Source organism: Massilia sp. Root335, assembly GCF_001425685.1.
Taxonomy (GTDB): domain Bacteria; phylum Pseudomonadota; class Gammaproteobacteria; order Burkholderiales; family Burkholderiaceae_D; genus Telluria; species Telluria luteola.
In genome coordinates this window covers 65,274-84,275 of record NZ_LMCY01000051.1, presented here as the reverse complement: position 1 = coordinate 84,275, position 19,002 = coordinate 65,274, and the positions used below count along the sequence as shown (strand labels likewise).

The following is a 19,002-nucleotide window of genomic DNA, read 5'->3' as shown; positions in this document are numbered from 1 at the left end:
TGTAGGGTGGGCGGCCCCCGCCCACCATTGCGAACCGATCGCGCCGCCTGTTACTTCCTGAGGACGACGATCCCCGCCTGGTGCTTGGAGAACAGCACCGTGCACGCGCCCACGAGCGCGCGCATGCCGGGGATGCGCATCACCTTGCCGAGCAGGCCGCGCAGCTCGCGCCGGTACAGCGCGATGTACAGATACTGGGCGTGCGGGTGCACGGAAAAGCCCGTGAAGCCGGCCTTCTTCGCGCCGCGGATGATTTTCGCCGGATGCATGTCGCGTTCCGTGACGCCGAATTCCTGCATGACGGCGGCCGAGCGTTTTTCGTGGCCCCGTCCCGGCTCCGACGTGATGCAGATGCCGCCCGGCTTCAGGGCCCGGTATGCGCTCCTCAACGCGCCGACTTCGTCGACCGCATGGTGCAGGCAATCGAAGAACACGACCACGTCGAATTCGTTCTCGAACGCCAGCGACTCGTAGTCGCCCACGACGAAGTCGAGATGTTCCAGGCCGTTGTCGTGCTTGAGCCGGCGCGCCGCGTCGATGGCTTCCGGCACCAGGTCCTGCCCGATCACGTGGTAGCCCTTCTTCGCGAACAGCACGCTGGTCCAGCCGGTCCCGCAGCCCATGTCCAGCAGGCGGCCCCCGTCGGGCATCAGGCCCATCATGGCGCCGAGTTCCATCAGGTACATGCCGCACTGGCTGTCCGACCACGGTTTGTGCGCGGCGTGCCGCATGCCGTCCGCGCCGATGTTCTTGAAATAGTCGTACTCGCCTTGCGTCGCCATGTGCCCGTACCGAATTCAGCAAAAACGGTATTCTAATGGATGAACTCGTGCAGCAATGCGCACAAGACAAGACTATTTGTTGAGCGGGCGCCGGCCGGCGCCCGCTACGCCGCCGTGTTCGCGTGCTCGCGCAAGCCGATCGTTGCCTGCGTAACCTTGTTCGCGGCGCGTTCCAGGACGACTTGCCGGTTGCTCGTCTCCTGGTCGCGCCGGGCCTCGCGGTGCCACAGGTGGAACACTTCGGTGGCGAAGGCGCCGTCCTTGCGCATCACGCCGGCGTGGAACAGGCGCACGACGAGGTCGGAATCCTCGTGGCCCCAGCCCGTGAAACTCTCGTCGAAGCCGTTCACCCGTTCCAGGTCGCCGCGCCACACGGCCAGGTTGCAGCTCTTGATGCGGCGCCAGGAAAACTTGCGCGACGTGCGTCCCAGGTCGGGCCAGCGCAGCCCCAGCGGCTGCAGGGTCTTGTTCAGGTCGCCGCGCAGCCGCCAGCGCAGGCGTGTGAGCGGGGACGTGGCGGCGACATCGATCCCGTCGTCCAGCACCCGGCGTGTCAGCGTCTCGGACATCAGGATGCGGCTGCCCGACACGAGCCAGCCGGGCCGGGCCAGAGCGCGGTGGCGGGCGATGAAATCGCGCTGCGGGACGCAGTCGCCGTCCAGGAAGATGATGTAGTCACCGGTGGCGGCGAGAATGCCGCGATTGCGTGCCATGGCGGCGCGAAACCCCACGTCGGGTTGCCAGACGTGGCGTAGAAGCACCGGTGAAGCGGCTGCCAGCCGTTCGACGCAGGCACGCGTGTTGGCAGTCGAGCCATCATCAGCGATAATGATTTCGAAATTCTTGTCGTTCTGCATGAAACATGCCCGCACCACCGCCTCCAGCGCGTCTGGCCGGTTATAGGTGGTGATCACGACGGAGATTGTCAGAGCGTGACGCATAAGGTCCGTTGTACACTGCTGTATTCAGGGGCAAGAGTATCCCACAAGAACATCAATGAACAGTAATCCGACGAATACGAGGGAGCCGATGCGGGTCTGGATCGGCGCCCTGGCCTTCCTGTTACCCTTTTCGAGCCTCGTCACCTCGTTCGGCGTGAGTCTTGCAAGTTTCCTCTTCCTGGTCAGCGCCTTGATATTGTTCAAACCGTGCCGTGATGCGCTCGTGCGCCACTGGCCGGAGGTGCGCTGGGTCGTGCTAGCCTTTCTGCTGCATCTCCTGTTCGTGCTGGCCTGCGCGCTGCTGCGCGGCGAAAAGATGAGTGTGGTGGAAAAACCGGTGCGCATGCTCCTGTCCCTGACCGTGCTGGCCGCCGTGGTGGCGAGCCGCGCGCCGCGGCGCGCGCTGTGGTGGGGCGCGAGCGCGGGGGCGGTGGCGGCGCTGCCGTTCATCGCCTGGCAGCGCTTCGCCCTGCACATCGAGCGCCCGGGGGGCTTCATCAATTCGATCACGTTCGGCGATCTCGCCATGCTGCTGGCGCTGCTGGCGCTGGCCGGCGCGATCGATATGCGCGACCGCCCGCGCGATGCGCTGCTGGCCGGCGCCGGGGCGCTGGCGGGCTTCGCCGCGTCCGTGCTGACCGGCACCCGCGGCGGGTGGGCGGCGCTGGTGCTGGCGGCGCTCGTGCTGGGGCGCCATGCGGGCCGGATCGACAGCCGGCGCGGGCGTGCGCTGCTGGCGGCCGGCGTGGCCGTGCTGGCCGCGGCCTGGTTCATGCCGGCGCTGGGCGTGCAGGAACGCTTCGCCGAAGGCGTCCACGACGCCCGCACCTGGTACGAGGGCGGCACCGTGTGGACGAATGTGGGGACCCGGCTGGAATTGTGGAAGGGCGCCGTCATGCTGATCCGCGAACACCCGTTGTTCGGCATGGATTTCGATGCGTGCCGCGCACGCCTGGCCGAGTATGCACAGGCCGGCCGGCTCGATCCGATGGTGCTCGAGCTGCCGCACCTGCATAATGACGGGTTGCAGGCCCTGGCGACGGGCGGCGCGGTCGGCTTCGTCATCTGGGCCGCCACCCTGGCCGCGCCCCTGCGGTTTTTCCTGCGCCGCCTGGGGCGGGCGACGGAAGCGCGCGCACCGCAGTTCGCGGTCGCGCTGGGCGGGGCGCTGGTGGTGCTCGGCTATGTCGGTTTCGGGCTGACGGAAGTGATTTTCTGGTCTATGAAGGGCAGTCTGTTCTATGCGCTCATGGTGTTTCTGCTCATGGGCTTCTGCCTGAACGCGAAAGAAAAAATTGGATAACAGCGTCATCATCAAGCGCCTGTGGGCGATCCTGAAACCGTATCGCGGGCGCGCCTTCCTGTCGCTGCTCGCGATGGCGTTGACGGCCGCCACCCAGCCGTTGCTGGGCAAGGCCTTGCAGTTGCTGATGGACATGGGCTTCAAGAACAAGGTGCCGTTCAGCCTGTGGTGGATCCCCGGCGTGCTCGTGTCAATCTTCGTCCTGCGCGGCATCGGCACGTTCGCCACCGCCTACTACAACAACTGGGTGCTCTCGCGCGTGCTGAACGACTTGCGCGCCCAGGCCTTCGCACGGCTGCTGCGCCTGCCGGTCGCGCGCTTCCACGAAGAGTCGACGGGCAAGGTGATCAACACCGTCGTCGGCGACGTGCGCCAGGTCGTGGACATGATCCAGTCCGTGTTCATCTCGTTCGTGCGCGACGTGCTGGTCGTCATCGGCCTGCTCGGCTCGCTGCTGTGGCTGAACTGGAAGCTGACCCTCGTCGCGATCGTCGTCGTGCCGCTGACGGCCGTGATCGTGCGGACGACGAGCCGCCGCCTGCGCCACCTGAACCGCGAAAACCAGCGCGTGACGGCCGAGATGACCCAGGTCGTCGAGGAAGCGGCGCGCGGCCACCAGGTGATCCGCGTGTTCTCCGGTGAGCGCTACGAAAACCGCAGGTTCTTCCTGCGCAGCGAGGCGCTGCGCGGCTTTTCGCAACGCATGACGGTGGCGTTCGCCGCCACGACGCCCGTGACGCAGATCGCCACGTCGCTGGCGCTGTCGCTCGTCGTCGTGCTGGCGCTGCGGGCCGACATGACGGTCGGCGAATTCACCCAGTTCGTTACGCTGATGCTGATGCTCCTGACGCCGCTGAAGGCGCTGGCCGAGGTGAACGGCCCGATGCAGCGCGGGATCGCCGCGGCCGAGACCGTGTTCGAACTGATCGACGCGCCCGTCGAGCACGATCCGGGCACGCGCACCCTCGCGCGCGCGCAGGGCCACGTGCGCTTCGAGCACGTGACGTTCCGCTACCCAAACGCGCATGCGCCCGCGCTGGACGACGTGTCGCTGGACGTGAAGCCGGGCCAGACCGTCGCGCTGGTCGGCATGTCCGGCGGCGGCAAGTCGACGTTCGTGAACCTCGTCACGCGCTTCTACGAGCCGGAATCCGGCCGCGTCCTGCTGGACGGCATCCCGTACCAGGACATCGAATTGTCGTCGCTGCGCGCCCAGCTGGCGCTCGTGAGCCAGAACGTCGTGCTGTTCGACGACACGCTGCGCGCCAACGTCGCGTACGGCGCCGAGCACGTCGACGAGGCGCGCCTGCACGCGGCCATCCACGCCGCGCACCTGGGCGACGTCGTCGCGCGCCTGCCGGAAGGCGTCGACACGATGATCGGCGAGAACGGCATGCGCCTGTCGGGCGGGCAGCGCCAGCGCGTTGCCATCGCCCGCGCCATCTACAAGGATGCGCCGATCCTGATCCTGGACGAGGCCACGTCGGCGCTCGACAACGAATCGGAACGCGCCGTGCAGGCTGCCCTCGACACGCTGATGGCGGGCCGCACCACGTTCGTGATCGCGCACCGCCTGTCGACCATCGAGGGCGCCGACCTGATCGTCGTGATGGAACACGGCCGCATCGTCGAGCAGGGCACGCACGACCAGCTGCTGGCGCAGGGCGGCATGTACGCCAACCTGTACCGCCTGCAGTTCTCCGCCCTGGTGGAAGAAACATGACCGGGAAGAGCAACGAGCGGGCGCGGACCCTGGTCATCTCGCCGAACTGGATCGGCGACGCCGTGATGGCCCAGCCCCTGCTGCGCCTGCTCAAGCAGGCCCACCCGGAGCGCGCCATCGACGTGCTGGCGCCGCCGCAGGTGGTGCCCGTGTGGCGCCGCATCCAGGAAGCGGACGATATCCTGGTGACGCCGTTCCGCCATCGCGCCCTGCAGCTGGGCGAACGCTGGCGCTACGCGCGCCTGCTCAAGGAGCGCGGCTACAGCGACGCCTACGTGCTGCCCAACACGCTGAAATACGCGCTGATCCCGTGGCTGGCGCGCATTCCGCGCCGCGTGGGCTACAAGGGCGAGATGCGCTACGGGATGGTCAACGTCATGCACCACGACGAGAAGCCGCCGCGCTCGATGGTGCCGTTCTACGCGGCCCTCGCGCGCGAGCCCGAGCTGCCGCTGCCGGGCAAGCTGGCGCGCCCGTTCCTCGTCGTCGGCGGGGAAGAGACGGAGCAGGTCGGGAAACGCCTCGACGTCGATCTCACGCGCCCCATCGTCGCGTTCGCGCCGGGCGCGGAATTCGGCATCGCCAAGCGTTGGCCGCCCGCGCATTACGGCGCGCTGGCGGCCCGGGTCGTGGACGCCGTGCCGGGCGTGCAGGTCGTGCTGCTCGGCTCCCCGAACGACCGCGAGACGTGCGCCCAGGTGCAGCAGCATGCCGGCGCGGCCGGTTCGGCGGTGCTGAACCTGGCCGGCAAGACGTCGCTCGACGACGCCATCGCCCTGCTGGCGCAGGCCGGCGCCGTCGTCTCCAACGATTCCGGCCTGCTGCACATCGCGTCGGCGCTGAACCGTCCGGTGGTGGCCTTGTACGGTTCGACCGATCCGGACTACGCGCCGCCGCTGTCGGAAGTGGCGCGCACGGTGTCGCTGCGCCTCGAATGCTCGCCGTGCCGCAAGCGCGAGTGCCCGCTCGGGCATCACGATTGCATGAACAAGATGGGTGTGGAGCGGGTGTGGAGCGAGTTGGTGCCGATCCTGGTGCCGGTCCGCGACAACCGTAGGGTGGGCACTTCCGTGCCCACGCGGTGATACGCGACATTGAATAATTCGCGTCCGCGCCGGCGGACGTTGAACGCGTGGGCACGGGGTGCCTACGCCGACCGCGCCCACCCTACCGGGCTCGTAACCCTTCGCACACGTCGTCAGCGAGCCGGCTCACGAGCTCATGCCGCTTGCGTGCCTCCGAGCGCTTCTTCGACGGGATGCTCTCCAGGTCCGGCGCCGCCACCGGCGCGCAGTCGAGTTCCCAGTCGCCGTCGGGCCGCTTGCGCGCACCAAGTTCGTCCCACAGCTGGTCGTAGTCCGCCAGCACGCGGCCGTGGCGGATTGCCTTGTAGATCACGCGGTTGCGGTTCGAGACCATCACCATGCGCTCGCACCCGTAGGCGTGGCCCAGCTGGCGCACGACGATCGCCATCAGTTGCTTGGGCCGGATGCCGTGCAGTTCGCGCGTGGCCGTGCGGATCGCCTCGCGCGCATCGATCGTCTTGCCGCCCTGGATGCAGCCGATGCTGACAGCCGGGCGGCCGTCGCGCGGCGCCACCGTGAACGCCACCGTGTACAGGACGCTGTCGGCCTGGGTCAGCTGCAGCACCAGTTCGCCCTCGCGGTCGAACATGTTCACGGTGCGCAGCTGGATCTGGTAGGGCAGGCCGCTCCTGCCCGCGGCCTCGGCCAGCACGACGGGACCGAGGCTGGCGCGCGCCAGCGTCTGGCCCAGGCCGCGCCGGAACATGAAGTCGTAATGCGCGCGGATCGCTTCCAGGCGCGCGTCGGCGTCCAGCACGTGGCTGATGTAGGGGCGGTAGACCTTGTACAGGAAGCGCGGGCAGTTGCGCACGTATTCCGAGAACGCCGGGTGCGCGTTGAGCAGGTGCAGCCACTGCGGCGTCTGGCGCGGATGCAGGATGGCGCGCAGCCGGATCTTCGCGAATTCGCGCACTTTCCTGAAGCCCGCCAGGTGCGGCGGCACGGCCGAGCGCAGCGTGACGGACGGCGCGGCGGATGCGAGCAGGCGCTCGGTCCAGCCATGGTCTTCACGATAGAGTTTCATGCCGGCCGTCCGGCCGGGGCAGCACAGGGAACCGCGGGTAGCGGCTGGCGAGGGAAGTCGGACATGTCAGTCGCACCAGGTTGCGTAGAGTAACGCTAAGTAACGTAGTGTAACTAAATAAATTCCCCCGGTAAATACAGCGACAGCCGATTTAATGAAACGGTAATACGGCCGCCCGCGGGCGCGGGCGGCCGTGGCCGGGCCGGCGATCAGCTGGCGTAGTGCGCCGATTCGACGTTGTGCGCCCGTTCGTCCACCCGCTCGCGCTCGCGCAGGTAGCGCGCCAGCGCATCGTCGAACGATGGCAGCAGCAGGCCGCGCTCGCTGCTCATGGCGCCGTTGCGCGGGCGTGCGGCGCGCAGGCCGAGTTCGCCGGTCGTGCGTTCTTCCAACCGGCCGTCGGCGACGCCGGCCGCCGCGCAGGCCCGCCGCGCCAGGTCGGCCCAGCTCATCGCGGCACCGTTGGTCAGGTGCCAGATGCCGGATTCGCGGTCGATCAGCAGGTCGAGGCAGGCGTTGACGAGGTCCGGGACATAGGTCGGCGCCGTGACCTGGTCGGACGCCGCCGCGAACGGCCGGCCCGCGTCGAGCGCGTCGAGGGCGTGCGTCACGAAGTTGTGCTCGTCCCACGGACCGAAGAAGGCGCTCGTGCGGATGACGAGGGCCTGCGGGTCGGAGTCGAGCACGCGCCGTTCCGCGTCCGCCTTGCTGCAGCCGTACACGCCCAGCGGCGCGACGGGATCGGATTCCACGTACGGCCGGTCCTGCGTCCCGTCGAACACGAGGTCGCTGGAAAAGGTCATGAAGCGCAGCGCGTGGCGGATGGCGGCCAGGGCGAGCACGGTCGGGCCGTGGGCGTTCTCGCGCATGCAGCGCTCGATGTCGTCCTCGGCATCGTCCACGCGCACATAGCCGCCGGCATTGATGATGGCCCACGGCTTGAAGCGCACGATCGCCGCCTCGACGGAGGCCGGATCGGCGATGTCCATTTCCTGGCGCGTGAGTACGTGGAAGGCGAGGTTGCGCCGTTCGCAGATGCGGGCGAAGGCGCGGCCCAGGGTGCCCGTCGCGCCCGTGATCAGGATCGGCTGCGGGAAGGTCGAGCGGAACGCGCTGCGCTCGGCGATGTCGGCCACGGCCGTGCTGGTCGCCACGGGCCTGGCCAGGAAGCGGCCTGGCCGACGCCACCAGCCCTGGCCCTGCAGCACCGGATGCGACAGCGGCCGGCCGCTCGCCAGTTCGCGCATCAGGCTGGCGACTGCGGTCGGACGCGGCTGCGGTCCGCGCACGTCGAACGGACCCGGTTCGTAGTAGCCGCGGCATTCGGTGACGAGGCAGTTCCAGTCGAACGAGCCGAGCAGGGCCCACACGGTGACGGCGCGGATGTCGGCGCCGCCCTGCTGGACTTTCCGGGCCGCGTTCCAGATCTCGACGAGCCAGCGCAACTGATCTTCGCGGTTGGCGTCGATGTGGGCCTCGGTGACGGCGACGGGCAGGCCGTAGCGGTCCCACGTTTCCTGCAGCAGCGGGCCGATGCCAGGCGTCGGCGTGGCCAGCACGCGCGGGCATTCGATGTCGGCGTGCGGGATGCCGCGGTAATTGCTGCGATGGCTTTCCGGATAGCGTTCGGCCCGGTGGTCGAGCCAGCGCTCGCTCGTGATGTAGTAGTTGACGCCGATGATGTCCGGCGGGCAGGCATTGTCCTTGAACCAGAGGAGCTCGTCCGCCTCCGCGCCGTTTTCCAGCAGATAGTCCCACAGCGCATGACCGGGGTCGATCTTCCCGCACAACATGTCCCATGCCAGCCAGCGGCGTTCGTTGAAGAAATTCGCGACCTCCGCCATTTCCGGCGTGCCGTAGGTGCGCGACAAGTCGTCCGTCTGCACCAGCTTCGCGGCCGGATTCACGGCGCGGATCGCGCGCATCGACAGGACCACGGCGCGGCACTGGTTGATGAGGGCGCGGATGAACTGGTCCTCGCTGTCGCCGTGCGGATACCATACGCCGTTGAGGCCGGAGAACCGGGCCGTGGTGCAGGGCTCGTTCACGGGCGTCCAGTACTCGACCCAGGGATAGCGGCGCGCCACGGCGCCGGCATAGTCGGCCAGTTTCTCGGCGAAGTCCGGGGACACGAGGCTCGTATGGCGCGGGCCGCTGCCGTGGTGGACGAGGCCGACGATGGGCGTCACGCCCAGTTGCTGCAGCACGGGCAGGCGCTCGTCCGGCCACGACCAGTCCGCCGCTTCGATGCCATCGGGGGCGATCCGTTCCCACAGGACGGGGTAGCGGATGGCGCGGATGCCGAGCGACGCGAAGCGCTCCAGGTCCTGGAGCCGTTCGGCATGTCCATTGCGTTCCATTTGGGAGAAGTACTGATCGCGTACGCGGTTGACGGTGCATTCGAGGCCGCCCCAGAGCTGGAGCGGCGAGCTTGCTGGCTGGATATGACTGTTAAGATTCATGTGCGTGTCCTGCTGTTGATCCAAGGTCTAAGCCTAGTCGGCGAGCCCGGCTTCTTGTGTGGGATGGCGAACATATAGGCTCGATTTAGGACAAGTCCTACGTTCTCGCGGTCTCTGCCAAAGCGCCGGCCGGGTTTGTCTTGACAGGTGCTGCGCGCGCCGACACGATGCGGCCAGGAGGAACGAACATGTACATGGTGTACTGGACGATCGAGGAAGACGGAAACCGGGCCCCGCACGCGCAGGCGTTCGACACCACCGCGATGGTGGCCGCGATGCGCTTCATGGAAGACCTGCGGCGGCGCCAGCGCGAAGGCGAGGGCGTGCGCTTCGTGACGATGTGTTCCGAGCATCCGGACGTCGTCGGGCATCCCGGCGTGGACGTGACGGGGCCGGGCTACGATTGGAAGAAAAGGCGCAGATGACGACGGCGCAGATGACGACGGCGCAGATGACGACGGCGCAGATGACAGCGGCGCGGATGACAACGGCGCGGATGACAACGGCGCGGATGACAGCGGCGCGGATGACAACGGCGCAGATAACAACGTCGCGGATGACAGCGGCGCGGATGACAACGGCGCAGATAACAACGGCGCAGATAACAACGGCGCAGATGACAACGTCGTCCCCGCGCAGGCGGGGATCTAAGTTTTACGCATGTCGACTGCGCCGGAATACTTGGACCCCCGCCTGCGCGGGGGCGACGGTTCAGCGTGCGGTGGCGCTTGTCACATCGCTGCGGCTCGTTGCTTCAGCACGTGCTTGAGCACCTTCCCGTTCGCCGCGGCCGGCAGGGCATCCATCATGACGATGCGCGCCGGCCGCTTGTACGGCGCCAGCCGTTCCGCCGCCCACGCGCGCAGCTCGGCTTCATCTGGCGGACGGCGCGGATCGGGGTGGACGAAGGCGATGACTTCCTCGTTGCCGTCGGCCACGGTGCGGCCCACGACGGCCGACTGCGTCACGCCCGGATGCGCGTTCAGCACCGTCTCCACTTCCAGCGGGAACACGTTGAAGCCCGACCGGATGATCAATTCCTTCGTGCGGCCGACGATGAACAGGGCGCCATCCGCGTCGCGCCGCGCCATGTCGCCCGTGTTCAGCCAGCCGCCGGGACGCAGCGCCGCATTCGTCGCCGCCGGGTCGCGGTAGTAACCCCGCATCAGGTTCGGCCCGCGCACCCATAATTCGCCCGCGTCGCCATCGGCCACGGCGCGCCCGTCCTTGTCGACGACGCGCGCCTCGACGCCCGGGATCGGCTGGCCGACGGACGTGTCGGCGCGCGGCGCGTCCAGGCGCGTCTGGCTGACCGTGGGCGCGGCTTCGGACAGGCCGTAGCCGTTGTGCAGCGGCACGCCCAGCAGCCGCTCGACGGATGCCTTCAATGCCGGATCGAGCGGCGAGCCGCCCGCGTACGCGAAGCGCAGGCGCGACGGCAGCCGCGCGTCGGCGCCGACCAGTTCCAGCAGCCGCGCGTACATCGCGGGCACGCCCTGCACGATGGACAGGCCGTCGTCGCGGATCGCGGCCAGCATGCCCTCGGGCGTGAAGCGGGGCGCCAGGTGCAGGCAGGCGCCCGCGCTGAGCGTGCCCAGCATCACGGACGTGAGGCCGTAGACATGCGAGATGGGCAGCACGCCCCAGGCGCGGTCGGCCGGCACGAGGCCGCGCAGGCGGCTGGAAACGGCGGCCACGAACAGCAGGCTGCGGTGGCTCAGCATCACGCCTTTCGGCTGGCCCGTGGTGCCCGTCGTGTAGACGAGCGCCGCGACGTCGCCCTCGTCCGCCGGCGCGCAGTCGTCGTCCGGCGGGCCGATCATGATGCCGTCGTCGAACGCGGCGCGCGCGCGCGCGGCGTGCGCCTCGGCTTCAGGCGACACGGCCGCCGTGTAGAGCGCGATGCGCGCCCCGCTGTGCGTGCGGATCGCGTCCAGTTCGGGCGCGGTCAGGCGCGGGTTGACGTTGACGATCCACGCATCGACGCTCGCGGCGGCGAAGATCAGCGCGACCTGGTCCGCGCAGTTCTCGCTCGCCAGCAGCACGCGGTCGCCGGGCCGCACGCCGTGTGCCCGCAATTGGGCGGCGCGGCGGTCGACGAGGGCGGCGAGGTCGCGGTAGGTCAGCGTGCGGCCGGCGTCGACGAGGGCCGGCGCATCCGGCGTGCGTGAGGCGGCGCTGCGCACGATCGCGTCGATGCGCGCGGGCAGCGCGGCGAGCAGGGCGGGGATGTCGATCATGGCCGCGATGATAACCGGGCCGGCGCGGTCCCGCCAGCCACTGTAAATATTGGGCGCCGCGCACACTCGTGATACGCTCGCGATGCAGTAAAAGTTTCCATAAGTATACGCTCTGAACAACGATAATCACGGAGGGGACATGGCTTTACTGGATATGCTGGACAAAGAACACACCGTGGCGCAGCCCGGATTCAATCGCTGGCTCGTGCCGCCCGCCGCGCTCGCGATCCACCTGTGCATCGGCATGGCGTACGGGTTCTCGGTGTTCTGGCTGCCGCTGTCGAAGGCGGTCGGCATCAAGGAATCGCTCGCCTGCCCGGCCGGCATGGGCTTCCTGGCCGAGATCACGGCGACGAACTGCGACTGGAAGATCTCGATGCTGGGCTGGATGTTTACGCTGTTCTTCGTGTTCCTGGGCCTGTCGACCGCGCTGTTCGGCGGCTGGCTCGAACACGCGGGACCGCGCAAGGCCGGCGTCGTCTCGGCCCTGTGCTGGTGCGGCGGCCTCGTGATCTCCGCGCTGGGCATCCACGCCCACCAGATCTGGCTGATGTGGCTCGGCTCGGGCGTCATCGGCGGCATCGGCCTCGGTCTCGGCTACATCTCGCCCGTCTCCACGCTCATCAAATGGTTCCCCGACCGGCGCGGCATGGCCACCGGCATGGCCATCATGGGCTTCGGCGGCGGCGCGATGATCGGCGCGCCGCTGGCCGACCGCCTCATGAAGCACTTCGCCACCGCCACGTCGGTCGGCGTGTGGGAGACGTTCCTCGCGCTGGCCGCGATCTATTTCGTGTTCATGATGGGCGGCGCGCTGTCGTACCGCGTGCCGGCCACGGGCTGGGCGCCGGAAGGCTGGACCCCGCCGGCCGCCAAGGGTGCCAACGCGATGATCACCCACCGCCACGTGCACGTGAACCACGTCGGGTCGGTGCCGCAGTTCTGGCTCGTGTGGCTGGTGCTGTTCCTGAACGTCTCGGCCGGCATCGGCATCCTGGCGATGGCGTCGCCGCTGCTGCAGGAAGTGTTCGGCGGCCGCCTGATCGGCGTGACGGCGGCCTTCAACGACCTGAACGCGGGGCAGAAGGCCCAGATCGCGACGATCGCGGCCGGCTTCACGGGCCTGCTGTCGCTGTTCAACATCGGCGGCCGCTTCGCCTGGGCCTCGTGCTCGGACTACATCGGCCGCAAGGCCACGTACTTCGTGTTCCTCGTGCTCGGCTTCGTGCTGTATGCGGCGATTCCGGCGCTGGCGCACGGCGGCCACCTGGCCCTGTTCGTCGTGTTCTTCTGCGTCATCCTGTCGATGTACGGCGGCGGCTTCTCGACCGTGCCGGCCTACCTGGCCGACCTGTTCGGCACGCAGATGGTGGGCGCGATCCACGGCCGCCTGCTGACCGCCTGGTCCGCGGCGGGCGTCGTCGGCACCAGCCTGATCAACTACATCCGCGAGTACCAGATCGCCCATGGCGTGCCGAAGGCGCAGGCGTATGATACGGTGATGTACGTGCTGGCCGGCCTGCTGGTGCTGGGCTTCCTGTGCAACCTGATGGTGCGCCCGGTGGCTGCGCGCCACTTCATGAGCGAGCAGGAACTGGCCGACGAACGGCGCCTGGCGCACGAGCGCGACGGCGCGGCCGGGCGTGCGCCGGCAAGCGCACCGGGCGTGGCCGGCATGGCCGGCGGCGCGGCCGTGGCGGTGCCGGTGGCGGCGGGCAATCCGCTGGTCGCGGCGCTGGCCTGGGCGGTGGTCGGCGTGCCGTTGCTGATCGGCGTGTGGATCACGCTGCAGAAGGCCATCGTGCTGTTCCAGTGATGTGAATGCATGCGCTGGTTGAACGCGTGGGCACGGGGTGCCCACCCTACCGGCAACGCGTCGTCTTGCGGCGATCCGTTGCGCCGCCGGTGTCGCAACGCGTCGTTTTGCAGCGATTGTCGCGCCGCCGGTTCCGCAACGCGTCGTTTTGCGGCGGCCGTTGCGCTGCCGGTAGGGTGGGCGGCCCCCGCCCACGCGGTCAACGAACGGCTGCACATCGATCATCCAACGTAAGACAGGATCGACCATGAACCACCCCGTCATCCCCATCGCCACGCAAGGCCCGAGCCGCCAGCGCAAGCGCGAGGCACCCAAAGGCCGGCGCATCGACCCGCAGGCCCTCGCCGACGTGCAGGCCGCGCTGGGCGATGCGCCGCGCCGGCGCGACCTGCTGATCGAGCACCTGCACAAGGTCCAGGACCGCTACGGCGCCCTGTCCGCGCCCCGCCTGGCGGCCCTCGCGCACGAGCTGAAACTGGCGCAGTCCGAGGTCTACGAGGTGGCCACCTTCTACCACCACTTCGACGTGCTGCGCGATGGCGACGATGCGCCGCCGGCGTTGACGGTGCGCGTGTGCGCCGGCCTGTCTTGCGAACTGGCCGGCGCGCGCGACCTGCTGGCGCGCCTGCCGGCCATCCTCGGCACGCAGGTCCGCGTGCTGGCCGCGGCCTGCATCGGCCGCTGCGACGGCGCGCCCGCGGCGCTCGTGGGCCAGCGTCCCGTCACCGGGGCGAGCGTCGACACGGTGCGGGCCGCCGCCGCCGGCCCCGCCACCGACGTGCACACGGGCCACGCCGATTACGACGTCTACCGCGCCGCGGGCGGCTACCGCCTGCTGCGCGCCTGCATGGAGGGGCACCTCGACCCCGAGTCCACGATCGTGACCCTGATGGCGTCCGGCCTGCGCGGCCTGGGCGGGGCGGGCTTTCCGGCCGGGCGCAAGTGGCGCATCGTGAGGAACGAACCGGGACCGCGCCTCATGGCGGTCAACATCGACGAAGGCGAACCGGGTACGTTCAAGGACCGCCATTACCTCGAACGCGATCCGCACCGCTTCCTCGAAGGCGCACTGGTCGCCGCGTGGGCCGTCGGCATCGACACCATCTACCTGTACCTGCGCGACGAATACCATGGCCTGCGCGCCATGCTGGCGCAGGAGCTGGACCGGCTGCGCGCCGATCCGCCCGTGCCGGACCTGCCGGAGATCGTGCTGCGCCGCGGCGCCGGCGCCTACATCTGCGGCGAGGAGTCGGCGATGATCGAATCGATCGAGGGCAAGCGCGGCATGCCGCGCCTGCGTCCGCCGTACCTGGCGCAGGTGGGCCTGTTCGGGCGGCCCACGCTGGAACACAACCTGGAAACGCTGCACTGGGTGCGCGACATCCTCGAACGCGGCGCCGAGTGGTTCACGAACCAGGGCCGCCACGGCCGGCGCGGGCTGCGTTCGTTTTCCGTGTCGGGCCGCGTGCGCGAGCCGGGCGTGAAACTGGCGCCGGCCGGCATCACGATGCGGGAACTCCTCGACGAATACTGCGGCGGCATGCAGGACGGCCACGCGTTCTATGCCTACCTGCCGGGCGGCGCGTCCGGCGGCATCCTGCCCGCCAGCATGGCCGACATCCCGCTCGACTTCGACACGCTGCAGCGCCACGGCTGTTTCATCGGCTCGGCCGCGGTCGTCGTGCTGTCCGACCGGGATTCCGCCCGCGCGGCCGCGCTGAACACCTTGCGCTTCTTCCGCGACGAATCGTGCGGCCAGTGCACGCCGTGCCGCGCCGGCACGGCGAAAGCCGTCGCGCTGATGGAGCGGGACGTGTGGGACACGGCGCTGCTGGCCGAACTGTCGCAGGTGATGCGCGACGCGTCGATCTGCGGCCTCGGCCAGGCCGCGCCGAACCCGTTCGATTGCGTCGTCAAGTATTTTCCGCACGAGCTGGAGGGATCATGAACGCGAATGTGCCCGGCGTGACGTTCGAGATCGACGGCCGCGAAGTCGCGGCCCGGCCTTTCGAGACCCTGTTCGATGCCGCCGCCCGCGCCGGCGTCGACCTGCCGCACCTGTGCCACAAGGACGGGCTGGAGCCGGCCGGTAACTGCCGCGCGTGCGTCGTGGAGATCGACGGCGAACGCACGCTGGCGCCGTCGTGCTGCCGCCAGCCGGCGCCCGGCATGAAGGTGCGCACGGACAGCGCGCGTGCCGTCGCCGCGCGCAAGATGGTGCTGGAACTGCTGCTGTCCGACCTGCCCGAGACGGCGTACACGCGCGACGACGAGGTCGCGCAGTGGGCGGACAGACTCGGCGTCGGCACGCCGCGTTTCCCCGCCACGCGCGCGGTGCCGCCGGCGGACGCCAGCCACGCGGCCATCGAAGTGAATCTCGACGCCTGCATCCAGTGCACGCGCTGCGTGCGCGCCTGCCGCGACGAACAGGTCAACGACGTGATCGGCCTTGCCGGCCGCGGCGAGAACGCGCGCATCGTGTTCGACCAGGGCGACCCGATGGGCGCCTCGACGTGCGTGGCCTGCGGCGAATGCGTGCAGGCCTGCCCGACGGGCGCGCTGGCGCCGGCGCGCGGTGCCGCCCTGGCCGTGCCCGACAAGCAGGTCGATTCCGTCTGCCCGTATTGCGGCGTGGGCTGCCAGCTGACGTACCACGTGAAGGACAACCGCATCGTCCGCGTCGACGGCCGCGACGGCCCCGCGAACCACGGCCGCCTGTGCGTGAAGGGCCGCTACGGCTACGACTACGCGCACCATCCGCAGCGCCTCACAAAGCCGCTGATCCGGCGTGCAGGCATGCCGAAACGCGGCGACTTCACGATGGACCCGAGCCGCGTGCTCGACGTGTTCCGCGAAGCGACGTGGGAAGAAGCGCTGGCGGCGGCGGGCGGCGGCCTCGCGCGCATCCGCGACGCGCACGGGGGCCGCGCGCTGGCCGGCTTCGGCTCGGCCAAGGGCAGCAACGAGGAAGCGTACCTGTTCCAGAAGCTCGTGCGCACGGGCTTCGGCAGCAACAACGTCGACCACTGCACGCGGCTGTGCCACGCGTCGTCCGTCGCCGCGCTGCTGGAAGGGATCGGCTCCGGCGCCGTGTCGAATCCGGTGATGGATGTGACGCGGGCCGAAGTCGTGATCGTCATCGGCGCCAACCCGACCGTCAACCACCCTGTTGCCGCCACGTGGATGAAGAACGCCGTGCGCACGGGCGTGAAACTCATCGTGATGGACCCGCGCCGCTCCGACCTCGCGCGCCACGCGCACCGCTTCCTGCAGTTCAAGCCGGACACGGACGTCGCGCTGCTCAACGCGATGATGCACACGATCGTCGAAGAAGGCCTGGTCGACCCGGCCTTCATCGCCGACCGCACGAGCGGCTACGACGCGCTGGCGGCGAACGTGGCCAACTACAGCCCGGAAGCGATGGCGCCCATCTGCGGCATCGCCGCCGAGACGATCCGCTACGTGGCGCGGCTGTACGCGGCATCGACAGGCTCGATGATCCTGTGGGGCATGGGGGTGTCGCAGCACGTGCACGGCACCGACAATGCGCGCTGCCTGATCGCGCTGGCGCTGATGACGGGCCAGATCGGCCGTCCCGGCACGGGCCTGCATCCGCTGCGCGGGCAGAACAACGTGCAGGGCGCGTCGGACGCCGGCCTCATTCCGATGATGTATCCGGATTACCGGCGCGTCGACGATGTTCAAGCGCAGGCGAAGTTCGAAGCCGCGTGGGGCAAGGCGCTGGACGCCCGGCCCGGCCTGACGGTCGTCGAGATCATGGACGACATCCTGGCCGGCGGCGAGGACAGAATCCGCGGCATGTACATCATGGGCGAGAACCCGGCCATGTCCGACCCGGATGCGAACCACGCGCGCGCAGCCCTGGCCGCGCTGGAACACCTCGTCGTGCAGGACATCTTTCTTACCGAGACGGCGTACCTGGCCGACGTGATCCTGCCGGCGTCCGCGTTCGCCGAAAAGACGGGCAGCTTCACGAACACGGACCGCGTGGTGCAGCTGGGGCGCCAGGCGCTCGACCCGCCCGGCGCCGCGCGCCAGGACCTGTGGATCATCCAGCAGGTGGCGCGCCGCCTCGGCCTGCCGTGGGACTACGCCGGGCCGGCGGCCGTGTTCGACGAGATGCGGCGACTCATGCCCAGCATCGCCGGCATCACGTGGGACCGGCTGGAGCGCGACGGTGCCGTCACGTATCCGTGCCGCGCGGAGGGCGACCCGGGCGAGCCGGTCGTCTTCACGCAGGATTTCCCGCGCGAGGACGGCCGCGCGCGCTTCGTCCCGGCCGACATCATCCCGGCCGACGAGCGCCCCGACACCGAGTACCCCGTCGTGCTGATCACGGGCCGCCAGCTCGAGCACTGGCACACGGGCAGCATGACGCGCCGCGCCGGCGTGCTCGATGCGCTCGAGCCGGACCCGGTCGCGCTCGTGCATCCGCTCGACCTGGAGGCGCTCGGGGGCCGGCCGGGCGACGTGATCACGATCGCGTCGCGCCGCGGCGAAGTCGCGCTGTACGCCCGGGCCGACGACGGCACGCCGCGCGGCGCCGTGTTCGTCCCGTTCTGCTACTACGAGGCGGCGATCAACCGGCTGACGAATGCCGCGCTGGACCCGTTCGGCAAGATCCCGGAATTCAAATACTGCGCCGTGCGCGTGCGCCTGGGCGGGCAGGTCGCGCACCAGGGTTCCTACGGTGGCGGCCAGATTCTGGACCCCATGGCACAATTGCAGGCATGACATCTTCATATCGTCCGCAGCTTTCCCGGGCCAGCGCCGGCCTCACGCATCCGGTCACGGCCATCGATGAGCACGGGCGCCGCACGACCCTGCACATTCCGGCCGAGCGGCCGTTGACGGTGTATGTCGACAAGCGCGAGCTCGTCACCTTGATGACGCTGGGCGCGGCGCCCGAGGCGCTCACGCTGGGCTACCTGCGCAACCAGCGCCTCGTGCGGTCGCTGGACGACATCGTGTCCGTGCAGGTCGACTGGTCGGTGGATGCCGTGGCCGTCGTCACGCGCGCCGGCATCCAGGACGTCGAGGCGCGCACGGCGAAGAAGGTCGTCACGACGGGCTGCGGCCAGGGCTCCGTGTTCGGCGGGCTGATGGACGAGGTCGACCGCATCGTGCTGCCGCCGGACGCGCGCCTGCGCCAGTCGGTCGTGCACCGCATCGTCGAGACGGTGCGCACCCAGCAATCCGTGTACAAGCAGGCCGGCTCCGTGCACGGCTGCGCGCTGTTCACGGGCGAGGGCGAACTGCTGTGGTTCATCGAGGACGTCGGCCGTCACAACGCCGTCGACGCCATCGCGGGCCTGATGTGGCTCGAAGGTGTCGACGGCGCCGACAAGGTGTTCTACACGACGGGCCGGCTGACGTCCGAAATGGTGATCAAGGGCGCGCAGATGGGCATCCCGTTCCTGCTGTCGCGCTCCGGCACGACGCAGATGGGCCATGCGGTGGCGGCGCAGGTCGGCATGTCGCTGCTGGCGCGCTGCAGCGGTCATCATTTCCTGTTGCTGTCCGGGGAAGAGCGCCTCGTGTTCGAACCGGAGTGGCTGGCCGCGCTGGAGGCGGCCCGCACCTTGCGCACGGCCTGACGTCTGCC

At 69.3% G+C, this 19,002-nt stretch carries 13 protein-coding genes; 8 read left to right on the top strand and 5 right to left on the bottom strand.

Features of this window, described 5'->3' with window-relative positions; genetic code table 11:
* Nucleotides 1-50 precede the first annotated feature (50 nt).
* Entirely contained in the window at nt 51-782 is a 732-nt protein-coding gene (locus ASC93_RS26435; protein ID WP_056449821.1) for a class I SAM-dependent methyltransferase, read from the bottom strand.
* Between the two features lie 104 nt (nt 783-886).
* Nucleotides 887-1,723, bottom strand: coding sequence for a glycosyltransferase family 2 protein (locus tag ASC93_RS26430; protein WP_056449819.1), 837 nt, complete (start codon nt 1,721-1,723; stop codon nt 887-889).
* Nucleotides 1,724-1,778: 55 nt separating this feature from the next.
* Here ASC93_RS26430 and ASC93_RS26425 point away from each other — a divergent pair, with 55 nt between their 5' ends.
* Genes ASC93_RS26425 through waaF form a run of 3 tightly spaced genes read left to right on the top strand, consistent with a single transcriptional unit; the run spans nt 1,779 to nt 5,834 of the window.
* On the top strand, nt 1,779-3,026 hold the full coding sequence (locus tag ASC93_RS26425) for an O-antigen ligase (RefSeq protein ID WP_056449817.1): 1,248 nt from the start codon (nt 1,779-1,781) through the stop codon (nt 3,024-3,026).
* Nucleotides 3,019-4,749, top strand: a complete 1,731-nt coding sequence (gene msbA, locus ASC93_RS26420; RefSeq protein ID WP_056449815.1) for a lipid A export permease/ATP-binding protein MsbA — start codon at nt 3,019-3,021, stop codon at nt 4,747-4,749. Before ASC93_RS26425 ends, msbA begins: the two co-directional genes overlap by 8 nt.
* On the top strand, nt 4,746-5,834 hold the full coding sequence (waaF, locus tag ASC93_RS26415) for a lipopolysaccharide heptosyltransferase II (RefSeq protein WP_056449814.1): 1,089 nt from the start codon (nt 4,746-4,748) through the stop codon (nt 5,832-5,834). The genes msbA and waaF overlap by 4 nt, the downstream gene beginning before the upstream one ends.
* Nucleotides 5,835-5,916: 82 nt before the next feature.
* Here waaF and ASC93_RS26410 read toward each other — a convergent pair whose 3' ends face one another.
* Nucleotides 5,917-6,858, bottom strand: a complete 942-nt coding sequence (locus tag ASC93_RS26410) for a DUF535 family protein (protein WP_056449812.1) — start codon at nt 6,856-6,858, stop codon at nt 5,917-5,919.
* 209 nt (nt 6,859-7,067) lie between these two features.
* Nucleotides 7,068-9,320 carry a family 1 glycosylhydrolase gene (locus ASC93_RS26405; RefSeq protein WP_056449810.1) on the bottom strand — a complete coding sequence of 751 codons (2,253 nt, stop codon included), beginning with the start codon at nt 9,318-9,320 and terminating at the stop codon, nt 7,068-7,070.
* A gap of 188 nt (nt 9,321-9,508) precedes the next feature.
* Between ASC93_RS26405 and ASC93_RS26400 the strand changes: the two genes are divergently transcribed.
* Nucleotides 9,509-9,745 (top strand): hypothetical protein, encoded by a 237-nt coding sequence (locus ASC93_RS26400; RefSeq protein ID WP_056449808.1) that lies wholly within the window; start codon nt 9,509-9,511, stop codon nt 9,743-9,745.
* Between the two features lie 306 nt (nt 9,746-10,051).
* On the opposite strand, the gene ASC93_RS26395 is transcribed toward ASC93_RS26400, so the two are convergent.
* On the bottom strand, nt 10,052-11,560 hold the full coding sequence (locus tag ASC93_RS26395) for a class I adenylate-forming enzyme family protein (RefSeq protein ID WP_056449896.1): 1,509 nt from the start codon (nt 11,558-11,560) through the stop codon (nt 10,052-10,054).
* A 139-nt stretch (nt 11,561-11,699) separates the two neighbouring features.
* On the opposite strand from ASC93_RS26395, the gene ASC93_RS26390 reads away from it, so the two are divergent.
* The 4 genes from ASC93_RS26390 to ASC93_RS26375 all read left to right on the top strand — a co-directional run bounded on the left by ASC93_RS26390 (nt 11,700) and on the right by ASC93_RS26375 (nt 18,994).
* Nucleotides 11,700-13,376, top strand: coding sequence for an OFA family MFS transporter (locus tag ASC93_RS26390; RefSeq protein WP_056449806.1), 1,677 nt, complete (start codon nt 11,700-11,702; stop codon nt 13,374-13,376).
* Between the two features lie 247 nt (nt 13,377-13,623).
* Nucleotides 13,624-15,324, top strand: coding sequence for an NADH-ubiquinone oxidoreductase-F iron-sulfur binding region domain-containing protein (locus tag ASC93_RS26385; RefSeq protein ID WP_056449804.1), 1,701 nt, complete (start codon nt 13,624-13,626; stop codon nt 15,322-15,324).
* Nucleotides 15,321-18,131 carry a formate dehydrogenase subunit alpha gene (gene fdhF, locus ASC93_RS26380; RefSeq protein ID WP_056449802.1) on the top strand — a complete coding sequence of 937 codons (2,811 nt, stop codon included), beginning with the start codon at nt 15,321-15,323 and terminating at the stop codon, nt 18,129-18,131. Before ASC93_RS26385 ends, fdhF begins: the two co-directional genes overlap by 4 nt.
* Nucleotides 18,128-18,994: a formate dehydrogenase accessory sulfurtransferase FdhD gene (locus tag ASC93_RS26375; RefSeq protein ID WP_056449800.1), complete on the top strand. Its 867-nt coding sequence runs from the start codon at nt 18,128-18,130 to the stop codon at nt 18,992-18,994. Before fdhF ends, ASC93_RS26375 begins: the two co-directional genes overlap by 4 nt.
* Nucleotides 18,995-19,002 lie beyond the last annotated feature (8 nt).

Excerpts from the sequence above, each read along its gene's own strand:
- fdhF (WP_056449802.1), top strand. The coding sequence starts at position 15,321 with ATGAACGCGAATGTGCCCGGCGTGACGTTCGAGATCGACGGCCGCGAA.
- ASC93_RS26395 (WP_056449896.1), bottom strand. The coding sequence starts at position 11,560 with ATGATCGACATCCCCGCCCTGCTCGCCGCGCTGCCCGCGCGCATCGAC.
- waaF (WP_056449814.1), top strand. The coding sequence starts at position 4,746 with ATGACCGGGAAGAGCAACGAGCGGGCGCGGACCCTGGTCATCTCGCCG.
- ASC93_RS26430 (WP_056449819.1), bottom strand. The coding sequence starts at position 1,723 with ATGCGTCACGCTCTGACAATCTCCGTCGTGATCACCACCTATAACCGG.
- ASC93_RS26385 (WP_056449804.1), top strand. The coding sequence starts at position 13,624 with ATGAACCACCCCGTCATCCCCATCGCCACGCAAGGCCCGAGCCGCCAG.
- ASC93_RS26435 (WP_056449821.1), bottom strand. The coding sequence starts at position 782 with ATGGCGACGCAAGGCGAGTACGACTATTTCAAGAACATCGGCGCGGAC.
- ASC93_RS26375 (WP_056449800.1), top strand. The coding sequence starts at position 18,128 with ATGACATCTTCATATCGTCCGCAGCTTTCCCGGGCCAGCGCCGGCCTC.
- ASC93_RS26400 (WP_056449808.1), top strand. The coding sequence starts at position 9,509 with ATGTACATGGTGTACTGGACGATCGAGGAAGACGGAAACCGGGCCCCG.
- ASC93_RS26410 (WP_056449812.1), bottom strand. The coding sequence starts at position 6,858 with ATGAAACTCTATCGTGAAGACCATGGCTGGACCGAGCGCCTGCTCGCA.
- ASC93_RS26425 (WP_056449817.1), top strand. The coding sequence starts at position 1,779 with ATGAACAGTAATCCGACGAATACGAGGGAGCCGATGCGGGTCTGGATC.
- ASC93_RS26405 (WP_056449810.1), bottom strand. The coding sequence starts at position 9,320 with ATGAATCTTAACAGTCATATCCAGCCAGCAAGCTCGCCGCTCCAGCTC.
- ASC93_RS26390 (WP_056449806.1), top strand. The coding sequence starts at position 11,700 with ATGGCTTTACTGGATATGCTGGACAAAGAACACACCGTGGCGCAGCCC.